The organism is Micromonospora sp. NPDC005194 (assembly GCF_040608335.1).
Taxonomy (GTDB): Bacteria; Actinomycetota; Actinomycetes; order Mycobacteriales; family Micromonosporaceae; genus Micromonospora.
Genome location: NZ_JBEXIA010000019.1, coordinates 12,569 through 31,135 on the forward strand (window position 1 = coordinate 12,569; position 18,567 = coordinate 31,135).

19 protein-coding genes are annotated in these 18,567 nt (G+C 71.7%); 11 read left to right on the forward strand and 8 right to left on the reverse strand.

Annotated elements, in window-relative coordinates; translation table 11 throughout:
- Window positions 1–29: 29 nt before the first annotated feature.
- The 5 genes from uxaC (at window position 30) to ABZU53_RS17865 (ending at window position 5,715) form a co-directional block, all read left to right on the forward strand.
- On the forward strand, window positions 30–1,442 hold the full coding sequence (gene uxaC / locus ABZU53_RS17845) for a glucuronate isomerase (protein WP_355066762.1): 1,413 nt from the start codon (window positions 30–32) through the stop codon (window positions 1,440–1,442).
- Complete coding sequence (locus ABZU53_RS17850) at window positions 1,439–2,917, forward strand: mannitol dehydrogenase family protein (RefSeq protein WP_355066763.1); 1,479 nt, start codon at window positions 1,439–1,441, stop codon at window positions 2,915–2,917. Before uxaC ends, ABZU53_RS17850 begins: the two co-directional genes overlap by 4 nt.
- A 256-nt stretch (window positions 2,918–3,173) precedes the next feature.
- Entirely contained in the window at window positions 3,174–4,313 is a 1,140-nt protein-coding gene (locus ABZU53_RS17855) for a sensor histidine kinase (RefSeq protein WP_355066764.1), read from the forward strand.
- Window positions 4,310–4,972 carry a response regulator transcription factor gene (locus tag ABZU53_RS17860; RefSeq protein ID WP_354857511.1) on the forward strand — a complete coding sequence of 221 codons (663 nt, stop codon included), beginning with the start codon at window positions 4,310–4,312 and terminating at the stop codon, window positions 4,970–4,972. The genes ABZU53_RS17855 and ABZU53_RS17860 overlap by 4 nt, the downstream gene beginning before the upstream one ends.
- Window positions 4,973–5,070: 98 nt before the next feature.
- Window positions 5,071–5,715, forward strand: coding sequence for a DUF2306 domain-containing protein (locus ABZU53_RS17865; protein WP_355066765.1), 645 nt, complete (start codon window positions 5,071–5,073; stop codon window positions 5,713–5,715).
- Here the strand turns inward: ABZU53_RS17865 and ABZU53_RS17870 are convergent.
- The 8 genes from ABZU53_RS17870 to ABZU53_RS17905 are packed head-to-tail and all read right to left on the reverse strand — an operon-like array spanning window position 5,702 to window position 11,920.
- The gene (locus ABZU53_RS17870) at window positions 5,702–6,529 is read right to left on the reverse strand and encodes an IclR family transcriptional regulator (protein ID WP_355066766.1); all 828 of its coding nucleotides are present in this window, start codon (window positions 6,527–6,529) and stop codon (window positions 5,702–5,704) included. The two genes, ABZU53_RS17865 and ABZU53_RS17870, sit on opposite strands and share 14 nt — an antisense overlap.
- Window positions 6,526–6,906 (reverse strand): 4-carboxymuconolactone decarboxylase, encoded by a 381-nt coding sequence (pcaC, locus tag ABZU53_RS17875; RefSeq protein WP_355066767.1) that lies wholly within the window; start codon window positions 6,904–6,906, stop codon window positions 6,526–6,528. The genes ABZU53_RS17870 and pcaC overlap by 4 nt, the downstream gene beginning before the upstream one ends.
- A complete protein-coding gene (gene pcaD / locus ABZU53_RS17880) occupies window positions 6,903–7,682 on the reverse strand; it encodes a 3-oxoadipate enol-lactonase (RefSeq protein WP_355066768.1) in 780 nt (259 codons plus the stop codon). Before pcaD ends, pcaC begins: the two co-directional genes overlap by 4 nt.
- Window positions 7,679–9,019 (reverse strand): 3-carboxy-cis,cis-muconate cycloisomerase, encoded by a 1,341-nt coding sequence (pcaB, locus tag ABZU53_RS17885; RefSeq protein ID WP_354857520.1) that lies wholly within the window; start codon window positions 9,017–9,019, stop codon window positions 7,679–7,681. Before pcaB ends, pcaD begins: the two co-directional genes overlap by 4 nt.
- A complete protein-coding gene (gene pcaG / locus ABZU53_RS17890; RefSeq protein WP_355066769.1) occupies window positions 8,994–9,566 on the reverse strand; it encodes a protocatechuate 3,4-dioxygenase subunit alpha in 573 nt (190 codons plus the stop codon). The genes pcaB and pcaG overlap by 26 nt, the downstream gene beginning before the upstream one ends.
- Entirely contained in the window at window positions 9,559–10,308 is a 750-nt protein-coding gene (pcaH, locus tag ABZU53_RS17895; RefSeq protein WP_354857525.1) for a protocatechuate 3,4-dioxygenase subunit beta, read from the reverse strand. The genes pcaG and pcaH overlap by 8 nt, the downstream gene beginning before the upstream one ends.
- On the reverse strand, window positions 10,305–11,075 hold the full coding sequence (locus tag ABZU53_RS17900) for a CoA-transferase (RefSeq protein WP_355066819.1): 771 nt from the start codon (window positions 11,073–11,075) through the stop codon (window positions 10,305–10,307). The genes pcaH and ABZU53_RS17900 overlap by 4 nt, the downstream gene beginning before the upstream one ends.
- 26 nt (window positions 11,076–11,101) lie before the next feature.
- The gene (locus ABZU53_RS17905) at window positions 11,102–11,920 is read right to left on the reverse strand and encodes a CoA transferase subunit A (protein ID WP_354857529.1); all 819 of its coding nucleotides are present in this window, start codon (window positions 11,918–11,920) and stop codon (window positions 11,102–11,104) included.
- Window positions 11,921–12,215: 295 nt separating this feature from the next.
- On the opposite strand from ABZU53_RS17905, the gene ABZU53_RS17910 reads away from it, so the two are divergent.
- The 6 genes from ABZU53_RS17910 (at window position 12,216) to ABZU53_RS17935 (ending at window position 18,558) form a co-directional block, all read left to right on the forward strand.
- Window positions 12,216–13,676: a benzaldehyde dehydrogenase gene (locus ABZU53_RS17910; protein WP_355066770.1), complete on the forward strand. Its 1,461-nt coding sequence runs from the start codon at window positions 12,216–12,218 to the stop codon at window positions 13,674–13,676.
- 18 nt (window positions 13,677–13,694) lie between these two features.
- Entirely contained in the window at window positions 13,695–14,876 is a 1,182-nt protein-coding gene (gene pobA, locus ABZU53_RS17915) for a 4-hydroxybenzoate 3-monooxygenase (protein WP_355066771.1), read from the forward strand.
- Between the two features lie 208 nt (window positions 14,877–15,084).
- A complete protein-coding gene (locus ABZU53_RS17920) occupies window positions 15,085–16,059 on the forward strand; it encodes an ABC transporter substrate-binding protein (protein WP_355066772.1) in 975 nt (324 codons plus the stop codon).
- 72 nt (window positions 16,060–16,131) lie between these two features.
- Window positions 16,132–16,932: an ABC transporter permease gene (locus tag ABZU53_RS17925; RefSeq protein ID WP_355066773.1), complete on the forward strand. Its 801-nt coding sequence runs from the start codon at window positions 16,132–16,134 to the stop codon at window positions 16,930–16,932.
- On the forward strand, window positions 16,929–17,753 hold the full coding sequence (locus tag ABZU53_RS17930; protein ID WP_355066774.1) for an ABC transporter permease: 825 nt from the start codon (window positions 16,929–16,931) through the stop codon (window positions 17,751–17,753). Before ABZU53_RS17925 ends, ABZU53_RS17930 begins: the two co-directional genes overlap by 4 nt.
- Complete coding sequence (locus ABZU53_RS17935; RefSeq protein ID WP_355066775.1) at window positions 17,746–18,558, forward strand: ABC transporter ATP-binding protein; 813 nt, start codon at window positions 17,746–17,748, stop codon at window positions 18,556–18,558. Before ABZU53_RS17930 ends, ABZU53_RS17935 begins: the two co-directional genes overlap by 8 nt.
- The last annotated feature ends 9 nt before the right edge of the window (window positions 18,559–18,567 follow it).

Genomic DNA, 18,567 nt, shown 5'->3' on the forward strand with positions numbered 1-18,567 from the left:
GTCGCTGAGGGTGTCGAGAAAGGACTGTGATGACCGGGCTCCATCCGGATCGCCTGCTGCCGGCGGGCGAGGGTGCACGGGCGATCGCCCGCGAGCTGTACGAGGCGGTCCGCGCGCTGCCCCTGTTCTGTCCGCACACGCACATCGACCCGTGGGTGCTGGCGGAGGACCGCCCCTTCCAGGACCCGTACCAGCTGTTCGTGGAGTCGGACCACTACGTTCAGCGAATCCTGATGTCGCAGGGGCTGTCCCCGGCGCAGCTCGGCCTGGCCGGGCCCGCCGGCGTCACGGCCGCCTCGCCGCGCGAGGCGTGGCGCGTCTTCGCCGCCAACTGGCACCTGTTCCGCGGTACGCCCACCCGGGTGTGGATCGAGCAGCAGTTGGTCGAGGTGTTCGGCCTGGACACTCCCCTCGGCCCGGACACCGCCGACCGGCTGTTCGATGATCTCAGCGCCCTGCTGGCCACGCCTGAGTTCCGGCCGCGGGCTCTGTTCCGCCGCTTCGGGGTGGAGTTCCTCGCCACCACCGACGCGCCGCACCAGCCGCTGACGGCCCACGAGAAGTTGCAGAACGGCGACTGGCACGGCCCGGTCGTGCCGACCTTCCGGCCGGACGCTGTGGTCGACCTGGAAAAGCCGGACTGGGTGCGGTCGGTGCAGCAGCTCGCCGAGGTCGCCGACACCGACACGTCGACCTTCGACGGCTACCTGGAGGCCCTGCGCATCCGGCGGCAGGATTTCATCCGTCTCGGGGCGACGGCGACCGACCACGGCCCGGTGCACCCGCACGCCGCCCGCGCCGCCGACCGCGTCGTGCGCGACCTGTACCGCCGACGTCTGCGGGGTCCGGTGAGCCAGGACGAGGCCGAGCTGTTCCGGTCGCACATGCTCATGGAGCTGGCTCGGATGAGTGTGGACGACGGCCTGGTGATGCAGCTGCATCCCGGGTCGACACGCAACCACGACCGCGCCATGTTCCGCGACCACGGGCCGGACATCGGCGCCGACATCCCGCACCCGGTGAACTTCGTGCACGGCCTCGAGGAGCTGCTGAACGCCTACGGCAACGTCGCGAACTTCACCCTCGTGGTCTTCACCCTCGACGAGACCACGCTGGCTCGCGAGCTGGCGCCGATGGCGGCGCACTACCCGGCGCTGCGCATCGGCGCACCGTGGTGGTTCTTCGACAGCCCGGGCGGCATGCGCCGGCACCGCGATCTCGTCACCGAGACGGCCGGCTTCTACAACGGCGCCGGCTTCAACGACGACGCGCGCTGCTTCACCTCCATCCCGGCCCGCCACGACATGGCCCGGCGGATGGACTGCGGCTTCCTCGCTGAACTGGTGGCGCAGCACCGCCTCGATCTCGACGAGGCACACGAGATCGCCCGGCTCTGGACGCGTGACCAGGCGCGCGAGGTCTACCTCCCGGACCGGACGTGAACGCCGCACTGCCGCGGCTGTCCCGACGGACGCTGCCCGGCGTGACCACCGCGGCCCGCCCGGCGTACGACCCGGCCGGCCTGACCACCGGAATCGTGCACCTGGGCATCGGGGCGTTCCACCGCGCGCACCAGGCCGCGATGACCGACGCCGCGACCGACGTCGCCGACGCCGGCTGGGGCATCGCCGGGGTGACCCAGCGCAGCACGGACGTCGTGGACCGGATGCGACCGCAGGACTGCCTGTTCACCGTGGTCACCCGGAACGGCGGCGAGCAGCTCGACGCGCGGGTCGTGGGATCCGTGACGTCGGTGCTGCACGCCGCGTCGCAGCCGGAGGCCCTGCTGGCCACCCTGTCGGCGCCGACCACACGCATCATCTCGGCCACCGTGACGGAGAAGGGGTACGCGGCGGCGCTTTCGTCGCGGACGCTGATCACCGACTCACCGTTGGTGGCCCAGGACCTCGCCGACCCGCGGCCGCACCGCAGCGTCGTCGGCCAGCTGGTGGGCGGCTTCGCCCGGCGCGCCGACCGCGGCGACCCCGGGGTCACCGTGCTGTGCTGCGACAACGTACCGAGGGGCGGCGAGCTGCTGCACGACCTGTGCCTGCAGTTCCTGGAGCGCTGGAGCTCCCACCGCGCCGCCGAGGTCGCGTCGTGGATGTCGCGGCACGTGCGGTTCCCGAACACGCTTGTCGACCGCATCGTGCCGGGTACGACGGAGGCCGACGCGCACGTCCTTACGCAGCGCCTCGGCTACCGCGACGACGCGCTGGTGACCGCGGAGAGGTACGGCCTGTGGGTGATCGAGGACGACTTCGCCGCCGGCCACCCGCAGTGGCCGGCTGACGAGGTGCGGCTGGTCAAGGACATCCAGCCGTGGAGCGACGTCAAGCTGCGGCTTCTCAACGGCGGCCACTCCCTGGTCAGCTACGTCGGGCTGCTCGACGGCCGGGAGACCGTCTCCGAGGTCATGCGGGTGGCCTGGATCCGCCAGCTGCTCGACGCCTGGCTCGACGAGGCGGGCCGGTCGCTGTGTGAGCTGCCGGAGGGGCTGGATCTCGCCACGTACCGCGACGACGTCGTCAGCCGGTTCGCCAACGACGGTATCGCGTACCGGCTCGGCAAGGTGGCCGCCGACGGCTCCCTCAAGCTGCCGACCCGCGTCGGCTCCACCGCGAGCGATCTCGTGGCCGGCGGGGCCGACGCCCGTGTCTCGGCGCTCACGCTGGCGACGTGGCTGCACTACGCCGAGCAGCCCGGCACGGTCCTCGACGACCCCAACGCGGCCCGCATCGACGAAGCGCTCGATGCCGGTCGCGAGCCACGGGCTCTCGTCGAGCGCGTGTACGGGTCGCAGGGCGTCGCTCCCCTGCCCGCCGTCCTGCAGGACGATTTCCTCGACGATGTCGCGACGGCACTCGACACCCTCCGGTTGCGTGGCGTCTCGGCGGCGGCAGGGCTGCTGGCGTAGCCCGGGCCTACCGCAGCAGCGGTACGGACACCCTCAGCCGGCTCGGCGACACCCGGCACGCGCTCGGCGACCCCACCTCCGGCCGGGCCGACTGGCAGCGGCACTGGACATCCTCACGGCCCTCGACCACCCGGACGCCGCGGCCGTCCGCGCCAAACTCCAGCTCCCGTAATCGAACCGTCGACCAACAACGGCGCCCACCCGGTCGTACTTTGGGACGATCTGGAGTCGCACCACCGTTCGTACGATGAAACCCATGCACTCTCGCCTGCACGCGGTGTTGGCCGAGCCGCGTGTCTCCCCCACCCCGACCCGGGTCTGGCGCGACTGGGCGTTGATCGTGGTCCTCGCTCCGGCGATCGTGGTGGAAGGAATCCTCCGGCCCGATCTGCCGTGGCGGGTGGGCTGCGTCGTCGTCGCGCTCGCGCTGCTGCCCGCGATCCTGTGGCGGCGGACCAGGCCGCTGCCGATGGTGGTGATCGCGTTCGGCTGCACGACGGTCGCCCCGTACGTGCTGCCCGGTGATCCCTGCCAGCTGTTCACGGCGAGCTTCCTGGTCCTGCTGACCTACGCGCTGTTCCGCTGGGGCTCCGGCCGGGACGCCGTGCTCGGTTCGTTCTTCGTGGTGGCCAAGGTGATCGCCGCCGGCCTGGTCGGCTCGATCGACGGCGGCGAACTGGTCGCCGGCTTCGCGGTGATGTTCGCCGCCGCCACGCTGGGTGCCGCGATCCGCTTCCGCGCCGCCGCCCGACTGCGCGAGCTCGATCAGGTGAAGCTGTTGGAGCGGGAACGGCTCGCCCGGGACCTGCACGACACGGTGGCCCACCACGTGTCCGCGATGGCGATCCGCGCCCAGGCCGGCATCGCCGCCTCGGCGAGCCAGCCGGGTGCCGCAGTCGAGGCGCTGCACACCATCGAGGCCGAGGCGTCCCGTGCGCTTGCCGAGATGCGCGCCATGGTCCGCGTCCTGCGCCGCGATCAGCCCGCCGACCTGGGGCCCAACCCGCAGGTCGCCGACATCGAACGGCTCGCCGGCCAGTTCCGCACCGGGCCGACCGTCGACGTGGATCTGCGCGGCGACCTCGGCGACCTGCCACCCACGGTCGGCTCCGCGCTGTACCGGCTGGCCCAGGAGTCGGTCACCAACGCCCGTCGCCACGCGCGCCACGCCACCCGCATCGAGGTCAGCGTCGCGGCCGACGACACGTCAGTGCGGCTGCGGGTCAGCGACGACGGCGAGGCCGGTGCCGCCCGCCCGACCGGCTCGCCCGGCTTCGGCCTGGTGGGCATGATGGAGCGCGCCGACCTGCTCGGCGGCACCTGCGAGGCCGGCCCCAACCCCGACCGTGGGTGGACCGTCACGGCCGTGCTTCCGCGCGAGGGGGTCGGCGCGTGACGGTTCGCGTGCTGGTGGCGGACGACCAGGAGATCGTCCGCACCGGCCTCACCATCATCCTGAACACGCAGCCCGGCATCGAGGTCGTCGGTGGGGCTGGCGACGGCCGGCAGGCGGTCGAGCTGGCCCGGCGGCTCCGCCCCGACGTGTGTCTGTTCGACATCCGGATGCCGGGCATGGACGGCATCGAGGCCACCCGGGCGCTCGCCGGGCCGACGGTCCCGGAGCCGCTCGCGGTGGTCGTCATCACGACCTTCGACCTCGACGAGTACGTGTACGCCGCGCTGCGGGCCGGCGCCCGCGGCTTCCTGCTCAAGGAGGCCGGTCCTGACCTGCTCAGCCAGGCCGTGCACGCCGCCGCCAACGGGGACGCGTTGATCGCGCCGAGCGTCACCACGCGGCTGCTGAAGGCGTTCGCCGACGCGGATCCGGCCGCGCCGCGCCAGCAGCCCGTCGAGGCCCTCACCGACCGGGAGGAACAGGTGCTGGTCGCCGTCGCGCGAGGACGCACCAACCAGGAGATCGCCGACGAGCTGTACATCACGTTGAGCACTGTCAAGTCGCACGTCACCAGCCTGATGACCAAGCTGGGTGTGCGTAACCGGGTCGAGGTGGCGATGTGGGCGTACGAGACCAACCGCGGCCGGAGGCGCTTCTGACCGGCGGAAGTACGACGACGGCACCCGACCATGGGCCGACCCGGTCGCGGCCCATCTGCCGATGAGCGGGGGCGGGTGCGGCGTCCACCATCGACGGCATGACGATGCGCGAGTGGCGGCTACCGGCCGCGTTGATCCTGCTGGGCCTGATACCGATGCTCGCCGGCGCGGGGCGGCTCACCGAGCTGGGCAGCGGACCGGGGGTCACCCCGGCGAACGCGCGCTTCGTCGCCGATCCGCTGCCGGTGGTGCTGCACATCGTCGGCGCGGTGGTGTACACGATCCTCGGCGCGTTCCAGTTCGTACCCCGTCTGCGCCGGCACGGCTGGCACCGCCGGGCCGGACGGGTGCTCGTCCCCTGTGGACTGACTGTCGCGTTCACCGGGCTGTGGATGGCCGTCGCGTACGACCTGCCGGCCCATGACAACGACGTGCTCGCCGGTATGCGGCTCGTCTTCGGCTCGGCCATGGCGAGCTCGATCCTGGCCGGTCTCGCCGCCGTGCTCCGCCGCGACATCGCCCGGCACCGCAGGTGGATGGTGCGTGGCTACGCGATCGGCCTCGGTGCCGGCACCCAGGCGTTCACCCACGCGCCGTACCTGCTCGCGACCGGCGAACAGCCCGACGGGAACCTGCGGGCCGGCCTGGTGGTCGCCGGTTGGGTGATCAACCTTGCGGTGGCCGAGTGGTACCTGCGCCGTCCGGCCCGGGTCGTCACCGCGCCGGCCCTCAAGCTGAGCTGAGCCCGCGCGCGTCGGCCGTCGGTGTCCGGCTCAGGCCGCCCCGGATGTCCTCCTCGATCCGCTTCGCGGCGGCCAGCAGCGGCGGGAGCAGCTCTCGACGGATCATCTCGAAGGACCCCCGGCTGGCGTGCGCGGAGACGTTCACCGCGGCGATCACCGACCCGTTCTCGCCGTGGATCGGCGCGGCCACCGAACGCAGCCCCTCCTCCAACTCCTGGTCCACGATGGCGTACCCCTGGGCGGCGATCTTCGTCAGGACGGCGCGCAGCTTGACCGGGTCGGTGACGGTGCGCCGGGTCAGCGGCCGCAGCTGCGCGGCGGCGAGGTAGTCGTCCAGCCACTCGACCGGTTGCGCGGCGAGCAGCACCCGGCCCATCGAGGTGGCGTACGCGGGGAACCGGGTGCCGACGCTGATCCCCACCGTCATGATCCGCTTGGTGGGCACGCGGGCGACGTAGACCACCTCGTCGCCGTCGAGCACCGACACCGAGCAGGACTCACGCACCTGCGCGACCAGCGCCTCCATGTGCCGTTGCGCGACCTCGGGCAGGCTCAGGCTGGACAGGTACGCGTAGCCGAGTTCGAGGATCCGGGCCCGCAGCGAGAAGAGCCGGCCGTCGGTGTGCACGTAGCCCAGCTCGACCAGGGTGAGCAGGAACCGGCGTGCCGCGGCCCGGGTCAGCCCGGTCCGTCTGGCCACCTCGCTGAGCGTGAGCTGCGGATGTTCGCCGTCGAACGCCCGGATCACCGCGAGGCCGCGCTCCAGCGACTGAACGAACTCCGGCGACCTCGTCGCCTCCTCGCTCACGCTCACCCGGCCTCCTGCCGCAGGGTCTCCCGGGCCACCTTGAACGCCCGGTTCGCCGCCGGTACACCAGCGTAGACGCCGACCTGGAGCAGGACCTCCGCCACCTCCTCGGGGCTGAGCCCGTTGCGCAGCGCGGCCCGGACATGCATCGCCAACTCCTCGTCGTCGTGCAGGGTGGCGAGCACGGCGAGGGTGACGCAGCTACGGGTCCGTCGGTCGAGGCCCGGCCGGCTCCACACCTCCCCCCAGGCGTAGCGGGTGATGAAGTCCTGGAAGTCGGCGGTGAACTCGTCAGTGCCGGCGATCGCCCGGTCCACGTGCGCGTCACCCAGCACCTGTCGACGTACCGTCATGCCGGCCTCGTGCCGCTCGCGGTCGTTCATCCGTCACCACGTCCCTCGTGGAAGTGTTCCAACAGGAGTCGGCACACCTGCTCGGGTTGCTCGACGTTGGCCAGGTGCGCCGCCGGGTCGACCACCGCCAGCCGGGCCCGTGGAATGCGACCGACGATGTCGCGGGCGTGCTCCACCGGGGTGGCCGGGTCGTCCGCTCCGGCGATGACAAGCGTCGGCGCGGCGACCCGGCCGAGGTCGGGTCGGAGGTCCATCGCGGCTATCGCCTCGCAGCAGGCGGCGTATCCGGCCGGCGACGTCGCGGTGAGCAGGGCGCGGTGGGTGGCGATCACCTCCGGCCGCGCGGCGGCGAAGGCCGGGGTGAACCAGCGGGCCACCACCGCGTCGGCGATCGCCGGCAGGCCCTCGGCCCGTACCGTCGCGGCTCGTTCCCGCCACTGCTCGGGTGGGCCGAGCGACGCCGACGTGCAGAGCAGCGCCAGCCGCCGCACCCGATCGGGCGCGTACGTGGCGAGCCACATGCCCACCATGCCTCCGAGGGACAACCCCGCGTAGTGGACCCACGGCACGTCGAGGTCGTCAAGCGTCCGCAGCAACTCCCGGCCCAGCAGGTCCAGCGTGTACGGTCCGGGCGGCACCGCCGAGCGGCCGTGGCCCAGGTGGTCGTACCGGATGACCCGGAACCGTTGGGCGAGCGCCGGCACCTGCGGTTCCCACATGGCGGCGGCGGTGCCGAGGGAGCTGCCCAGCAGCAGCACCGGCGCGGCGGCCGGGCCGTCGACGGTGAGGTGCAACCGGGTGGTCATCCGCCCGCTCCCCGGACGGCGGCCAGGGCACTGTCGACGAACCGGCCGGCCGAGCCGAGCCAGCGGTACGGGTCGAGCGCCTCGGCCAGCTCCGTATCGGACAGGTGGGCGCGGACCTCGGGGTCGGCGAGCAGCGCGGCGCGGAACGAGGGTTCGGCGGCGGCGCGGGTCACCAGGTCGTGGGCGACGCGGCGGCCGACTGCGGGTGCCAGGCGCGCGGCAACCGCCTCGGCGAGCAGGAGGCCGTCGGTCGCGTCGAGGTTCTCCCGCATCCGCTCCGGGCGGACCTGGAGCCCGGTCAGCATCCGGGCGCACCGGGCGGTGGCGCCACCGGTCACGTGCAGCAGATCGAGCAGCGGCTCCCACTCGGCGTGCCAGCCGCCCGCGGCCCGCTCGTGCTCCTGCACCGCCGTGGCGAACAGGGTGGCGACGAGACCCGGACCGCGTCGCGCCGCGGCCGTGACGAGGATCGAGTCCACCGGGTTGCGCTTGTGCGGCATGGCCGAGGAGCCACCTCGTCCGGTGCCGCCCTCGGCGACCTCACCCACCTCGTTCTGGGCGAGCAACCCGACGTCGAGCGCGATCTTGCCGGCGGCCACCAGGAGCCCACCGAGGGCGGCGGCCAGATCGAGCCAGGGTTGACGGCGGGTGTGCCAGGGCAGCGGGCTCGGCGGGAGGCCCAGGTGCGCCGCGAACCGCTCGGTGACCTCGGCACCGGCCGGGCCGAACGCGGCCAGGGTGCCGACCGCGCCACCGAGTTGCGCGGGCTGTGCGGCGCGGGCCTGACGCAGTCGGTCCCGCGCCTGGACCAGACCGGTCAACCAGCCCGCGGCCTTGAGTCCGAACGTGCTGGGTGCCGCCTGCTGCCCGAGTGTCCGGGCGACCATCACGGTGTCCCGGTGCGCGTCGGCCAGCCGGGCGGCGGCGTCCACTGCCACGTCGAGCTGAGCCAGCAGCGGCCCGAGCGCCCGCACCGCCACCAGGACCAGCGCGGTGTCCAGCACATCCTGGCTGGTCGCTCCGGAATGCACCCAGGCCCGGGCGTGCTCCGGCACGGCCGCGGTCAGCTCGCCCACGAGCGGGACGACCGGGTTGCCGGTGGCGTCGGCGGCCCGGCCGAGCGCCGCCGGGTCGTACCGCTCGGCGCGGCACTGCTCGGCGATCGCCTCGGCCGCCGGTACGGGCACGATGCCGGCGTCCGCTGCGGCCCGGGCGAGCGCGGCCTCCACGTCGAGCATCGCCTGGAGCACTGCCGGGTCGCTGAGTTCCGCGTCGACGTCCGGGGCGCCGGAGAGGCCGCCGAGCAGACCGTCAGAGGGCGAAGAAGACGGTCTCACGGTCGCCCTGAAGGTGGATGTCGAACCGGAACCCGTCCGGGGCGGGACTGGCCAGCAGGGTGTCACGGCGGTCGGCGTCGACGCTGCGCAGCACGGGGTCGGCGGCGTTCGCCGTCGACTCGTCGGGGAAGTAGAGCCGGGTGACGAGGCGGTGCAGCAGCCCACGCCCGAAGACCGACAGGGTCAGGTGGGGTGCTTCGGTGCCGCCGTCCGGCTCGGGCAGCGCACCCGGCTTGACGGTCAGCAGCCGGTACCACCCCAGCCCGTCGGTCTCGCTTCGCCCGAATCCGCGAAAACCCGCGAGCGCGGACGGCCGGGCTCCCCGAGGGTCGTCCGGATGGTCGAACCGGCCCTCCGGGTCGGCCTGCCAGCTCTCCACCATCGCGTCGACCACGGGCGTCCCGGTGCCGTCGACGATCCGACCGCTGATCCAGAACGCGCCCGGCGTGCCCTCGGGTACGACGTACGGGCCGTCGGGCCAGTGCAGACCGATGTGCAGGTACGGCCCGACGGTCTGCGCGGGCATGACGCCCAACTGCTCACTCATCGTCGTCCTCGTCCTCGAAAGGAGTGCTCTCCCGGCCGCGCAGCACGATGTCGAATTCGTACGCCAGCGCCCACTCCGGTGCGGTGCTGGCGTGGTCGTACCGGGCGATCATCCGTTCCCGGGCCTTCGGGTCGCGGACCGAGTTGAAGATCGGGTCCTGGAAGAAGAGCGGGTCGCCCGGGAAGTACATCTGCGTCACCAGCCGCTGGGTGAACGCGCGACCGAAGAGGGAGAAGTGGATGTGCGCCGGCCGCCAGGCGTTGTCGTGGTTACGCCAGGGGTAGGCGCCGGGTTGCACGGTGATGAACCGGTAGCGCCCCTGGTCGTCGGTGAGCGCCCGGCCCACCCCCTCGAAGTGGGGGTCGAGTGGCGCCGGCCAGGTGTCCCGTGCGTCGCGGTACCGACCGGCGGCGTTGGCCTGCCAGATCTCGACAAGCGTGTGGGGTACCGGTCGGCCGTCACCGTCGCGGACCCGCCCGTGCACGATGATCCGCTGTCCCTGCGGCTCGCCGTCGTGCTGGCGGGTCAGGTCGTGGTCGAGCGCACCGAGCCGCCCCTCCCCCAGCAACGGCCCGGTGATCTCGGTCAGCCGCTGCGGCAGATAGACCAGTGGGTGTCTCGGCGCCCGCGCCACTGTCGACTTGTAGCCGGGGCTGAGCAGGGGTGGGTGGGCGTCGACATCGTCGCGCCGGTACCGCGGTAGCACCAGACCACTGTCGGCCTCGGTGTCCTGAGTGGTCATTGTCGTCTCCCGTCGGACTTCATCGCCTCCAGCGCCCGCAGCACCGCGAGTTCCCGTGCCGTCGGCGGCGCACCGGTGGCCAGTCCCTCGGCGACGGCGAGGTCCCAGCCGGTGGCCGCCCGCGCCTGCTCCCGGGTCACGCCGGGGTGCAGGTGGGTCAGTGTGAGTTCGCAGGTGACCGGGTCGGGTGCGAGGACGCCGAGGTCGGTGATCACCACTCGGGGGCCTCCGCCCCGCAGACCGAGTCGCTCCCGGTCGCCCGGGCCCGTCCCGTACCCGACCGAGGTGACGAAGTCGACCCGTTCGGTGAACGTCCGGAGGTCCTGTCGGACGATCACCACGACCTCGCCGCAGGAGGCGGCGATCTCCGGGGCACCACCGGCGCCGGGTAGCCGGACCGTCGGGGCGTCGTAGTCGCCGCCGACGACAGTGGTGTTGATGTTGCCGTAGCGGTCGAGCTGCGCGGCGCCGAGGAAGCCCACGTCGATCCGGCCGGGCTGGAGCCAGTAGTTGAACACCTCGGGCACCGAGACGACCGCGTCAGCGGTGTCGGCGAGGATCCCGTCTCCGATGGAGAGCGGAAGCCGGTCCGGCTTCGCGCCGAGGCACCCGGATTCGTAGATGAGCACCAGGTTCGGGGCGTGGGTCGCCCGGGCGAGGTTCGCCGCGGTGCTGGGCAGCCCGATCCCGACGAAGCAGGCGGCGCCGTCGCGTAGTTGCCGTGCGGCGGCGACGGTCATCATCTCGTCCGCGGTCCAGTCCGCCATCGCGTCCCCCCGCTCGCCGGGCTGACTCATGCCGCCGCGCCGGCCTTGTGCACGTGCTCGTCCAGCCAGGCCCGGAAGGTGTCGCGGTGCCGGCTGACGGCGTCCCAGTCCCGGTAGAAGTCGTTGTCCCGCACCGAGTAGCCGTGGGCGTAGGAGGGGTGCGCGCCGCCGGGCACCTCGGCCACCGCGGTGACCGCCCAGCCGGGCAGGATCACCTGCCCGGGTACGGGTTCCAACTCGTCCACGATCTCCTCGACGGTGACCAGTGACCGGTGGGCGGCGAGCACCGCCTCCTTCTGCACGCCGGTGATGCCCCACATCTGCACGTTGCCGTTGCGGTCGGCGCGCTGGGCGTGCACCACAGTCACGTCCGGACGCAGGGCGGGGACGGCGGTCAGCGTCTCGCCGGTGAACGGGCAGGTGATGGGCCGGATGTTGGTGGTGTGCTGAGGCAGGTCGGTGCCGGTGTAGCCGCGCAGGACGGCGAACGGCAGCCCGGACGCCCCGGCGACGTACCGGTTGGCCATGCCCGCGTGACTGTGCTCCTCCAGGTCGAGTGGGCGTGGCCAGGCGTGCTGCACGGCGTCCCGGAAGCGGTGCAGCGACCCGACGCCCGGGTTGCCACCCCAGGAGAAGACCAGGCGACGGGCGCAGCCCGCCCCGATGAGCTGGTCGTAGATGACGTCGGGGGTCATCCGCACGAGGGTCAGATCCTGCCGTCCCTGGCGGATGATCTCGTGGCCGGCGGCGAACGGAATGAGGTGCGTGAACCCTTCCAGGGCCACCACGTCGCCGTCGCGGACCAGGTGCGCCACGCCGTCGGTCAGCGAGACGAGCTTCGCCATGGGCCTCCCCGCCTCCTGCCCGAACCGTGCTGCCGCCAGCCGTTCGCTATGCGGACTGCCGTACTCATCTCGAACGTACGACGGGGAACGACATCCGTCAACGACAGGCGGGACCGCCGTCCACAGTGCCCGGCAATCACGCCCGGCGATGCGTTGACGCGAGCCGGACCACGTGCCAACGTTCATGGAGAGAACGGCCGTTCGGTAAGCGAACAACTCCGGGCCCTTCGTGAGCGGAAGTCCGCCCGGTCACCCCGGGCCGGCCCACCGGCCCCACGCTCCGAGGAGGACCGCCATGACACTGCTGGACGTCACGACCTGGCAGGGCACCCTGCACAGCGACGGCTGGGTGGAACCGGCCGGCGGCACGGCACCCGTGCGATCCCCCGCCACCGGCGAGGAAATCGGCCAGGTCGGCCTGGCGAACGCCGAGGACGTGACGCGCGCCTGCGCTCGCGCCGCCGCCGCCCAGCGCGCCTGGGCCGCCACCGGCTACGCCGAACGGGCCGCTGTGCTGCGCCGGGCCGGGCAGCTGTTCGAGCAGCACGCCGCCGAGATCGGCGACTGGATCGTGCGAGAGTCCGGGTCCATCCCACCCAAGGCCGGCGTCGAGACCGACACCGCGGCGCAGGAGTGCTACGAGGCGGCGGCGCTGGCCTCGCACCCGCTCGGCGAGATCATCCCGAGCGCGCAACCGCGGCTCAGCCTGGCTCGCCGGTTGCCCGTCGGCGTCGTCGGGGTCATCGCCCCGTTCAACTTCCCGCTCATCCTGGCCACCCGTTCCGTCGCCCCGGCGCTGGCCCTGGGCAACGCCGTGGTGCTCAAGCCCGATCCGCGCACCGCGGTCTGCGGCGGTGTCTCGATCGCCCGGGTCTTCGAGGAGGCCGGCCTGCCCGACGGGCTGCTGCACGTCCTTCCCGGCGGGGTCGAGGTCGGGGAGGCGCTGGTGGCCGACCCAAACGTACGGGTGATCAGCTTCACCGGGTCGACCGCCGCCGGCCGCAAGGTCGGCGAGGCGGCGGCACGCCACCTCAAACGCGCACATCTCGAACTCGGCGGCAACTCGGCGCTGATCGTGCTCGACGACGCCGATCTGGACCTCGCGGTCTCCGCCGGCGCCTGGGGGTCGTTCCTGCACCAGGGCCAGATCTGCATGACCACCGGCCGGCACCTGGTGCACGAGAGTCTGTCCGAGCGGTACGTCGAGCGTCTGGCGGAGAAGGCGAACCATCTGCCGGTCGGCGACCCGGCGAAGGAGCAGGTGGCGCTCGGGCCGATCATCGACGAGCGTCAGCGCGACAAGGTCCACGCACTGGTCACGGCGAGCATCGACGCGGGCGCCCGACTGGCGGCCGGGGGCACGTACGAGGGGCTGTTCTATCGGCCGACGGTGCTCACCGACGTCACCCCCGCGACCCCGGCGTACGCCCAGGAGGTCTTCGGCCCGGTTGCGCCGGTGATCACCTTCGCCGACCAGGACGAGGCCGTGCAGTTGGCCCGGCAGACCGAGTACGGCCTGTCGCTGGGGATCCTCAGCCGTGACGTGATGAGGGCGATGGCCCTCGCCGACCGGATCCCCAGCGGGATCGTGCACATCAACGATCAGACAGTGAGCGACGAGGCGGTGGCGCCGTTCGGTGGGGTGGGGGCGTCCGGCACCGGATCCCGGTTCGGTGGGCCCGCGGCGAACGTCGAGGCGTTCACCGAGACCCAGTGGCTCACCGTGCAGGGCGCCATTCCGCGGTACCCGTTCTGACAGCGGGAGGAGAGGAGCATGCCGGGAATGCGTACCCAGGTCGGCATCGTCGGCGCCGGGCCGGCCGGGCTCATGCTGTCGCACCTGCTGCACCTGCGCGGGATCGAGTCCGTGGTGCTGGAGAGCCGCAGCCGCGACCACGTCGAGCACCGGCTCCGGGCCGGGGTCCTCGAACAGGGCTCGGTCGACCTGCTCTGCCGCAGCGGCGTCGGTGAACGGCTGCGACGGGAGGGGCTGCGCCACGAGGGCATTGAGCTGCGCTTCGCCGGGGAGTCACACCGGGTGCCGATGGCGGATCTGACCGGGCGGGCGATCACCGTCTACGGGCAGCAGGAGGTGGTCAAGGACCTGATCGCCGCCCGACTCGCGGCCGGTGGCTCGATTCTCTTCGAGGCCGACGCGGTACGCCTGGACGGTCTCGACTCGGACTCACCGGTCGTCCACTTTCGGCGGGACGGGCGGGACGAGGAGCTGCACTGCGATTTCGTGGCCGGCTGCGACGGGTTCCACGGGGTGAGCCGCGCTGCGGTGCCCGAGGGGGTGCTGACCACCTATGAGCGGGCGTACCCCTTTGCCTGGTTGGGCGTCCTCGCCGCCGCGGCGCCGGCGGTGGACGAACTCATCTACGCCAACCACGAACGGGGTTTCGCCCTCTACAGCATGCGCTCCCCCGAGATCTCCCGGCTGTATCTACAGGTCGCGCCGGACGAGGACATCGCAGCGTGGCCGGACGAGCGGATCTGGACGGAGCTGCGGGCCCGGTTGGAGACGGTGCCGGGATGGTCGCTCAACGAGGGGCCGATCCTGGAGAAGTCCATCACCCCGATGCGCAGCTTCGTGGTCGAGCCGATGCGCTGGGAGCGGTTGTTCCTGGCCGGGGACGCCGTGCACATCGTCCCACCCACCGGCGCGAAGGGCATGAACCTCGCCCTCGCCGACGTCGCGCTGCTCGGGGACGCGTTCGCCGCGTGGTACGGCGAGGGCCGCACCGATCTGCTGGACGCCTACTCGGCCACGGCGCTACGCCGGGTCTGGCGGGCCCAGCACTTCTCCTGGTGGATGACCTCGATGCTGCACCGGCTGGAGCGCGACGACCCGTACGAGACGAAGCTGCAGACCGCCACGCTGAGGTACGTCGCCACCTCCGAGGCGTACGCCAGGAGCCTGTCCGAGAACTACGTGGGCCTGCCCGAGGTCTGAGCGCGAGCCGGTGCGACGCCTCCACAGCAGAGCGTTGTTCAACTTATTCATGACGGGCGTCAGAAATTATTGACTTTCAATGGCGGGGTGACTGACCATGGCCAACACAGCGGCGTGCGCCCCCACGCAGCGGTAGTTCACCTGCAGATCCGAGGCATCCGCCGACTTCCGACGCACCCACCACCCCCGCCCAGGAAGGGCCTCGTCAATGAAGAAGGTCATGGCTCTCGGGCTGATCGCCGCTACCGCGATCGCCCTCACCGGATGTACCGACTCCGACGCGTCCAACCCGTCCGACCAGACCTCGGGGGGCCTGCGCAAGGTCCGCGTCGCGGCGCTGCCCATCACCGAGACCGCCGCGCTCTGGGGCGGCGTCAAGGCGGGCATCTTCGCCGAACGCGGGCTCCAGGTCGAGGTGCTGCCCGCCCAGGGCGGCGCGCAGGCCATTCCGGCGCTCATGAACGGCGACATCGACTTCGCGATCGGCCAGCCCTTCGGCCCGTTCCGGGCCGACCTGCGGGACCTCGGCGTCGTCATCATCGGCAACTACGCCTCCTCGTACGCCGACGGCGACGACATCAACGCCGTGGTCGCCTCCGCGAAGTCCGGCATCAAGCGGCCGGCCGACCTCGCTGGCAAGCGGGTCTCGGTCAACAGCCTGGGCGCGGCCGGCGACGTGACGATCATGGCGGCGGTCGAGAAGGACGGCGGCGACCCGACGAAGATCAAGTTCGTCGAGGTCGCCTTCCCGGACGCCCCGGCCCAGCTCGAATCCGGCAACATCGACGCCGCCTGGGTGCCGGAGCCCTTCGTCACCCAGCTGAAGGCCCGCGGCGACACCTTCGTCGTCGCGCCCTACCAGGCGGTGGTGCCCGGCCTGACCACGCTCACCACCATCACCACAAAGGAACGCACCGAGAAGGACGCCAAGCTGGTCGAGGATTTCACCGCGGCGATGAAGAAGACGCTGGAGTGGGCCAAGGACCCCGCCAACGAAGCGGCGCTGCGGCAGGCCATCAAGGACAACCTGCAGCTGCCCCCGCCGGTGGCCGAGTCGGTGCGGCTGCCGGCCTTCGGTTGGGAGGTCGACCGGTCGAGCCTGCAGACGCTCGCCGAACTCGCGCAGAAGTACAAGGTTCTCGACAAGCAACCCAACTTCGACCGTCTCATCCAGCAGCAGTAGCCGGCGCGATCCCGCCCTCCCCGACCCTCGGACCGGGGAGGGCCTCGCCGCCCGCCTGACGACGGGAGTGACATGCGCGTGTTCCCCACCCGACGCCTGCGCGCGTTACGCAAGGCGCTGCTGGGCGTCGTCGGCCTGACCGGGTTCCTCGTCGTCTGGCAGCTGATCCCGATGCTGGGCCTGATCAACCCGCTGTACCTGCCGTACGTGACGGACGTGCTGGCGCGGCTGTTCGAGCAGCTCGTCGACCTCGCGTTCTGGCGGCGGCTGGGCAGCACCATGACGTCCTGGGCGATCGGCCTGACGGTGGCGACGGTCGCCGCCCTCGTCCTCGGCACGGTCGTCGGGTTGGTGCCGTTCCTGCGGCGCGCGACCCACACGGTTGTCGAGTTCCTGCGACCGATCCCGTCGGTCGCCCTCATCCCGCTCGCCGTGCTGATGTTCGGCATCCAGCGGCAGGCCGCCCTCGTCATCATCATCTACGCGTCGTTCTGGCAGGTGTTCGTGCAGGTGATCTACGGCGTCGCCGACGTCGACGCGGTGGCTCGCGACACCGCCCGCAGTTTCGGTCTGACCCGGCGGGAGCAGTTGTCGCACCTCGTCCTGCCGACCACCCTGCCGTACCTCATGACGGGCCTGCGCCTCGCCGCCGCGGTGGCGCTCATCCTCGCCATCACCGCGGAGATGGTGATCGGTAACCCCGGCCTCGGGCGCATGATCGAGCTGTCCCGGTCCGCCGGAGACGCCGCCGGCCTGTACGCGCTGGTCGTGGTCACCGGCCTGCTCGGGCTCATGGTGAACATCGTCTTCCGGTTCATCGAGCGTCAGGTGCTGTCGTGGCACCAGTCGGTACGAGGAGAGGAGCCGTTGTGATCGCGTACACCGGGCGGATCGCCACCACGGCACGCAGCCGGACGGTCGGATCCCGGATCGCGACGAGCCTGCTCTACCCGCTGGGGCTGCCGACGCTGCTGCTGGTGCTCTGGGGTCTGGTGGCGACGAGGACGACGAGTCGGTTCTTCCCCGACCCGTTGACGATCGCCGAAGCCTTCCGGGAGACCTGGGTCGGCCCGGCGTTCGTCGAGGACGTACTGCCCAGCCTCGCCCGCCTCGGCCTCGGTGTCGTCGCGTCCATTGTGCTCGGCATTGCCGCCGGCACCGTCATCGGGCTGACCCGCTGGTTGCGCGAACTCCTCGAACCGCTGCTGGAGTTCCTCCGGGCCATCCCGCCACCGGTGCTGATCCCGGTGGTGATGCTCCTGCTCGGGATCACCGACACCATGAAGGTGGTCGTGATCGCCTCCGGCGCGGTCTGGCCGATCCTGCTGAACACGATCGAGGGTGTCCGGGGGACGGACAGCGTCATGACGGAGACCGCGGAATCGTTCCAGGTCACTTGGTGGGAGCGGCTCTGGTTCCTCGTTCTCCCGGCCGCCAGCCCACGGATCATGGCTGGGGTTCGGCAGGCCCTCTCGGTCGCGCTGATCCTGATGGTCATCTCCGAGATGTTCGCCTCCTCCTCCGGCCTCGGCTACCGGATCGCCTACTTCCAGCGCAACTACCTGATCGCCGAGATGTGGAGTGGCATCCTCCTCCTCGGTCTCGTCGGCGTCTTCCTCGCCGTAGCTTTCGGTCTCGTCGAACGGCGTGTTCTGCGCTGGTACCACGGAATCAGGGAGGTCAACCGTGCCTGATCGGAGCACCCTGCTGCGGGTGGAGCACCTGCGGAAGGTCTACGAGTCGGCGACGGGCACCGTCGAGGCGATCGGGGACATCAGCTTCACGATGGACGCCGGTGAGCTCGTCTGCATCGTCGGGCCGTCCGGATGTGGCAAGACCACCCTGCTGAAGTGCCTCGCCGGCCTGCTGCGGCCCACCAGCGGCGTGGTCGAGATGGACGGCTCGCCGGTGACCGGGCCCAGCCCGGCCATGGCCGTCGTGTTTCAGGAGTACGGCCGCAGCCTCTACCCCTGGCTGACGGTGCGCGGGAACGTCGAGCTGCCACTGCGGCACAAGAAGCTCACCCGCGCGGCCCGGAACAAGCTGGTCGTCGACGCTCTTGAGGCGGTGGGCCTCGCGCACGCCGCGCGAAGCCACCCGTGGCAGCTCTCCGGGGGGATGCAACAGCGGGTGGCGATCGCGCGGGCGATCGCCTACCAGCCCGATGTCCTGATCATGGACGAGCCGTTCGCGGCCGTTGACGCGCAGACCCGGGCCGACCTGGAGGACCTGGTGCGTGAGCTGCACGCCAGCCGCACCATCTCGGTTGTCTTCGTCACCCACGACATCGACGAGTCGGTGTATCTCGGTCAGCGGGTTCTAGTATTGTCCACGTCGCCGACCTGGGTCCAGGAGGACCTCGCGATCGACCTGCCGCCGGAGCGCGATCAGATCACGACCCGCGCTCTGCCCCGTTTCACGGAACTGCGGACGCACGTCTACGACCAGATCCAGCGGGCCAAGCGCGGGCAGGCTGTGGCCCCGCGATCCGCGCGGTGATCGGCGGCC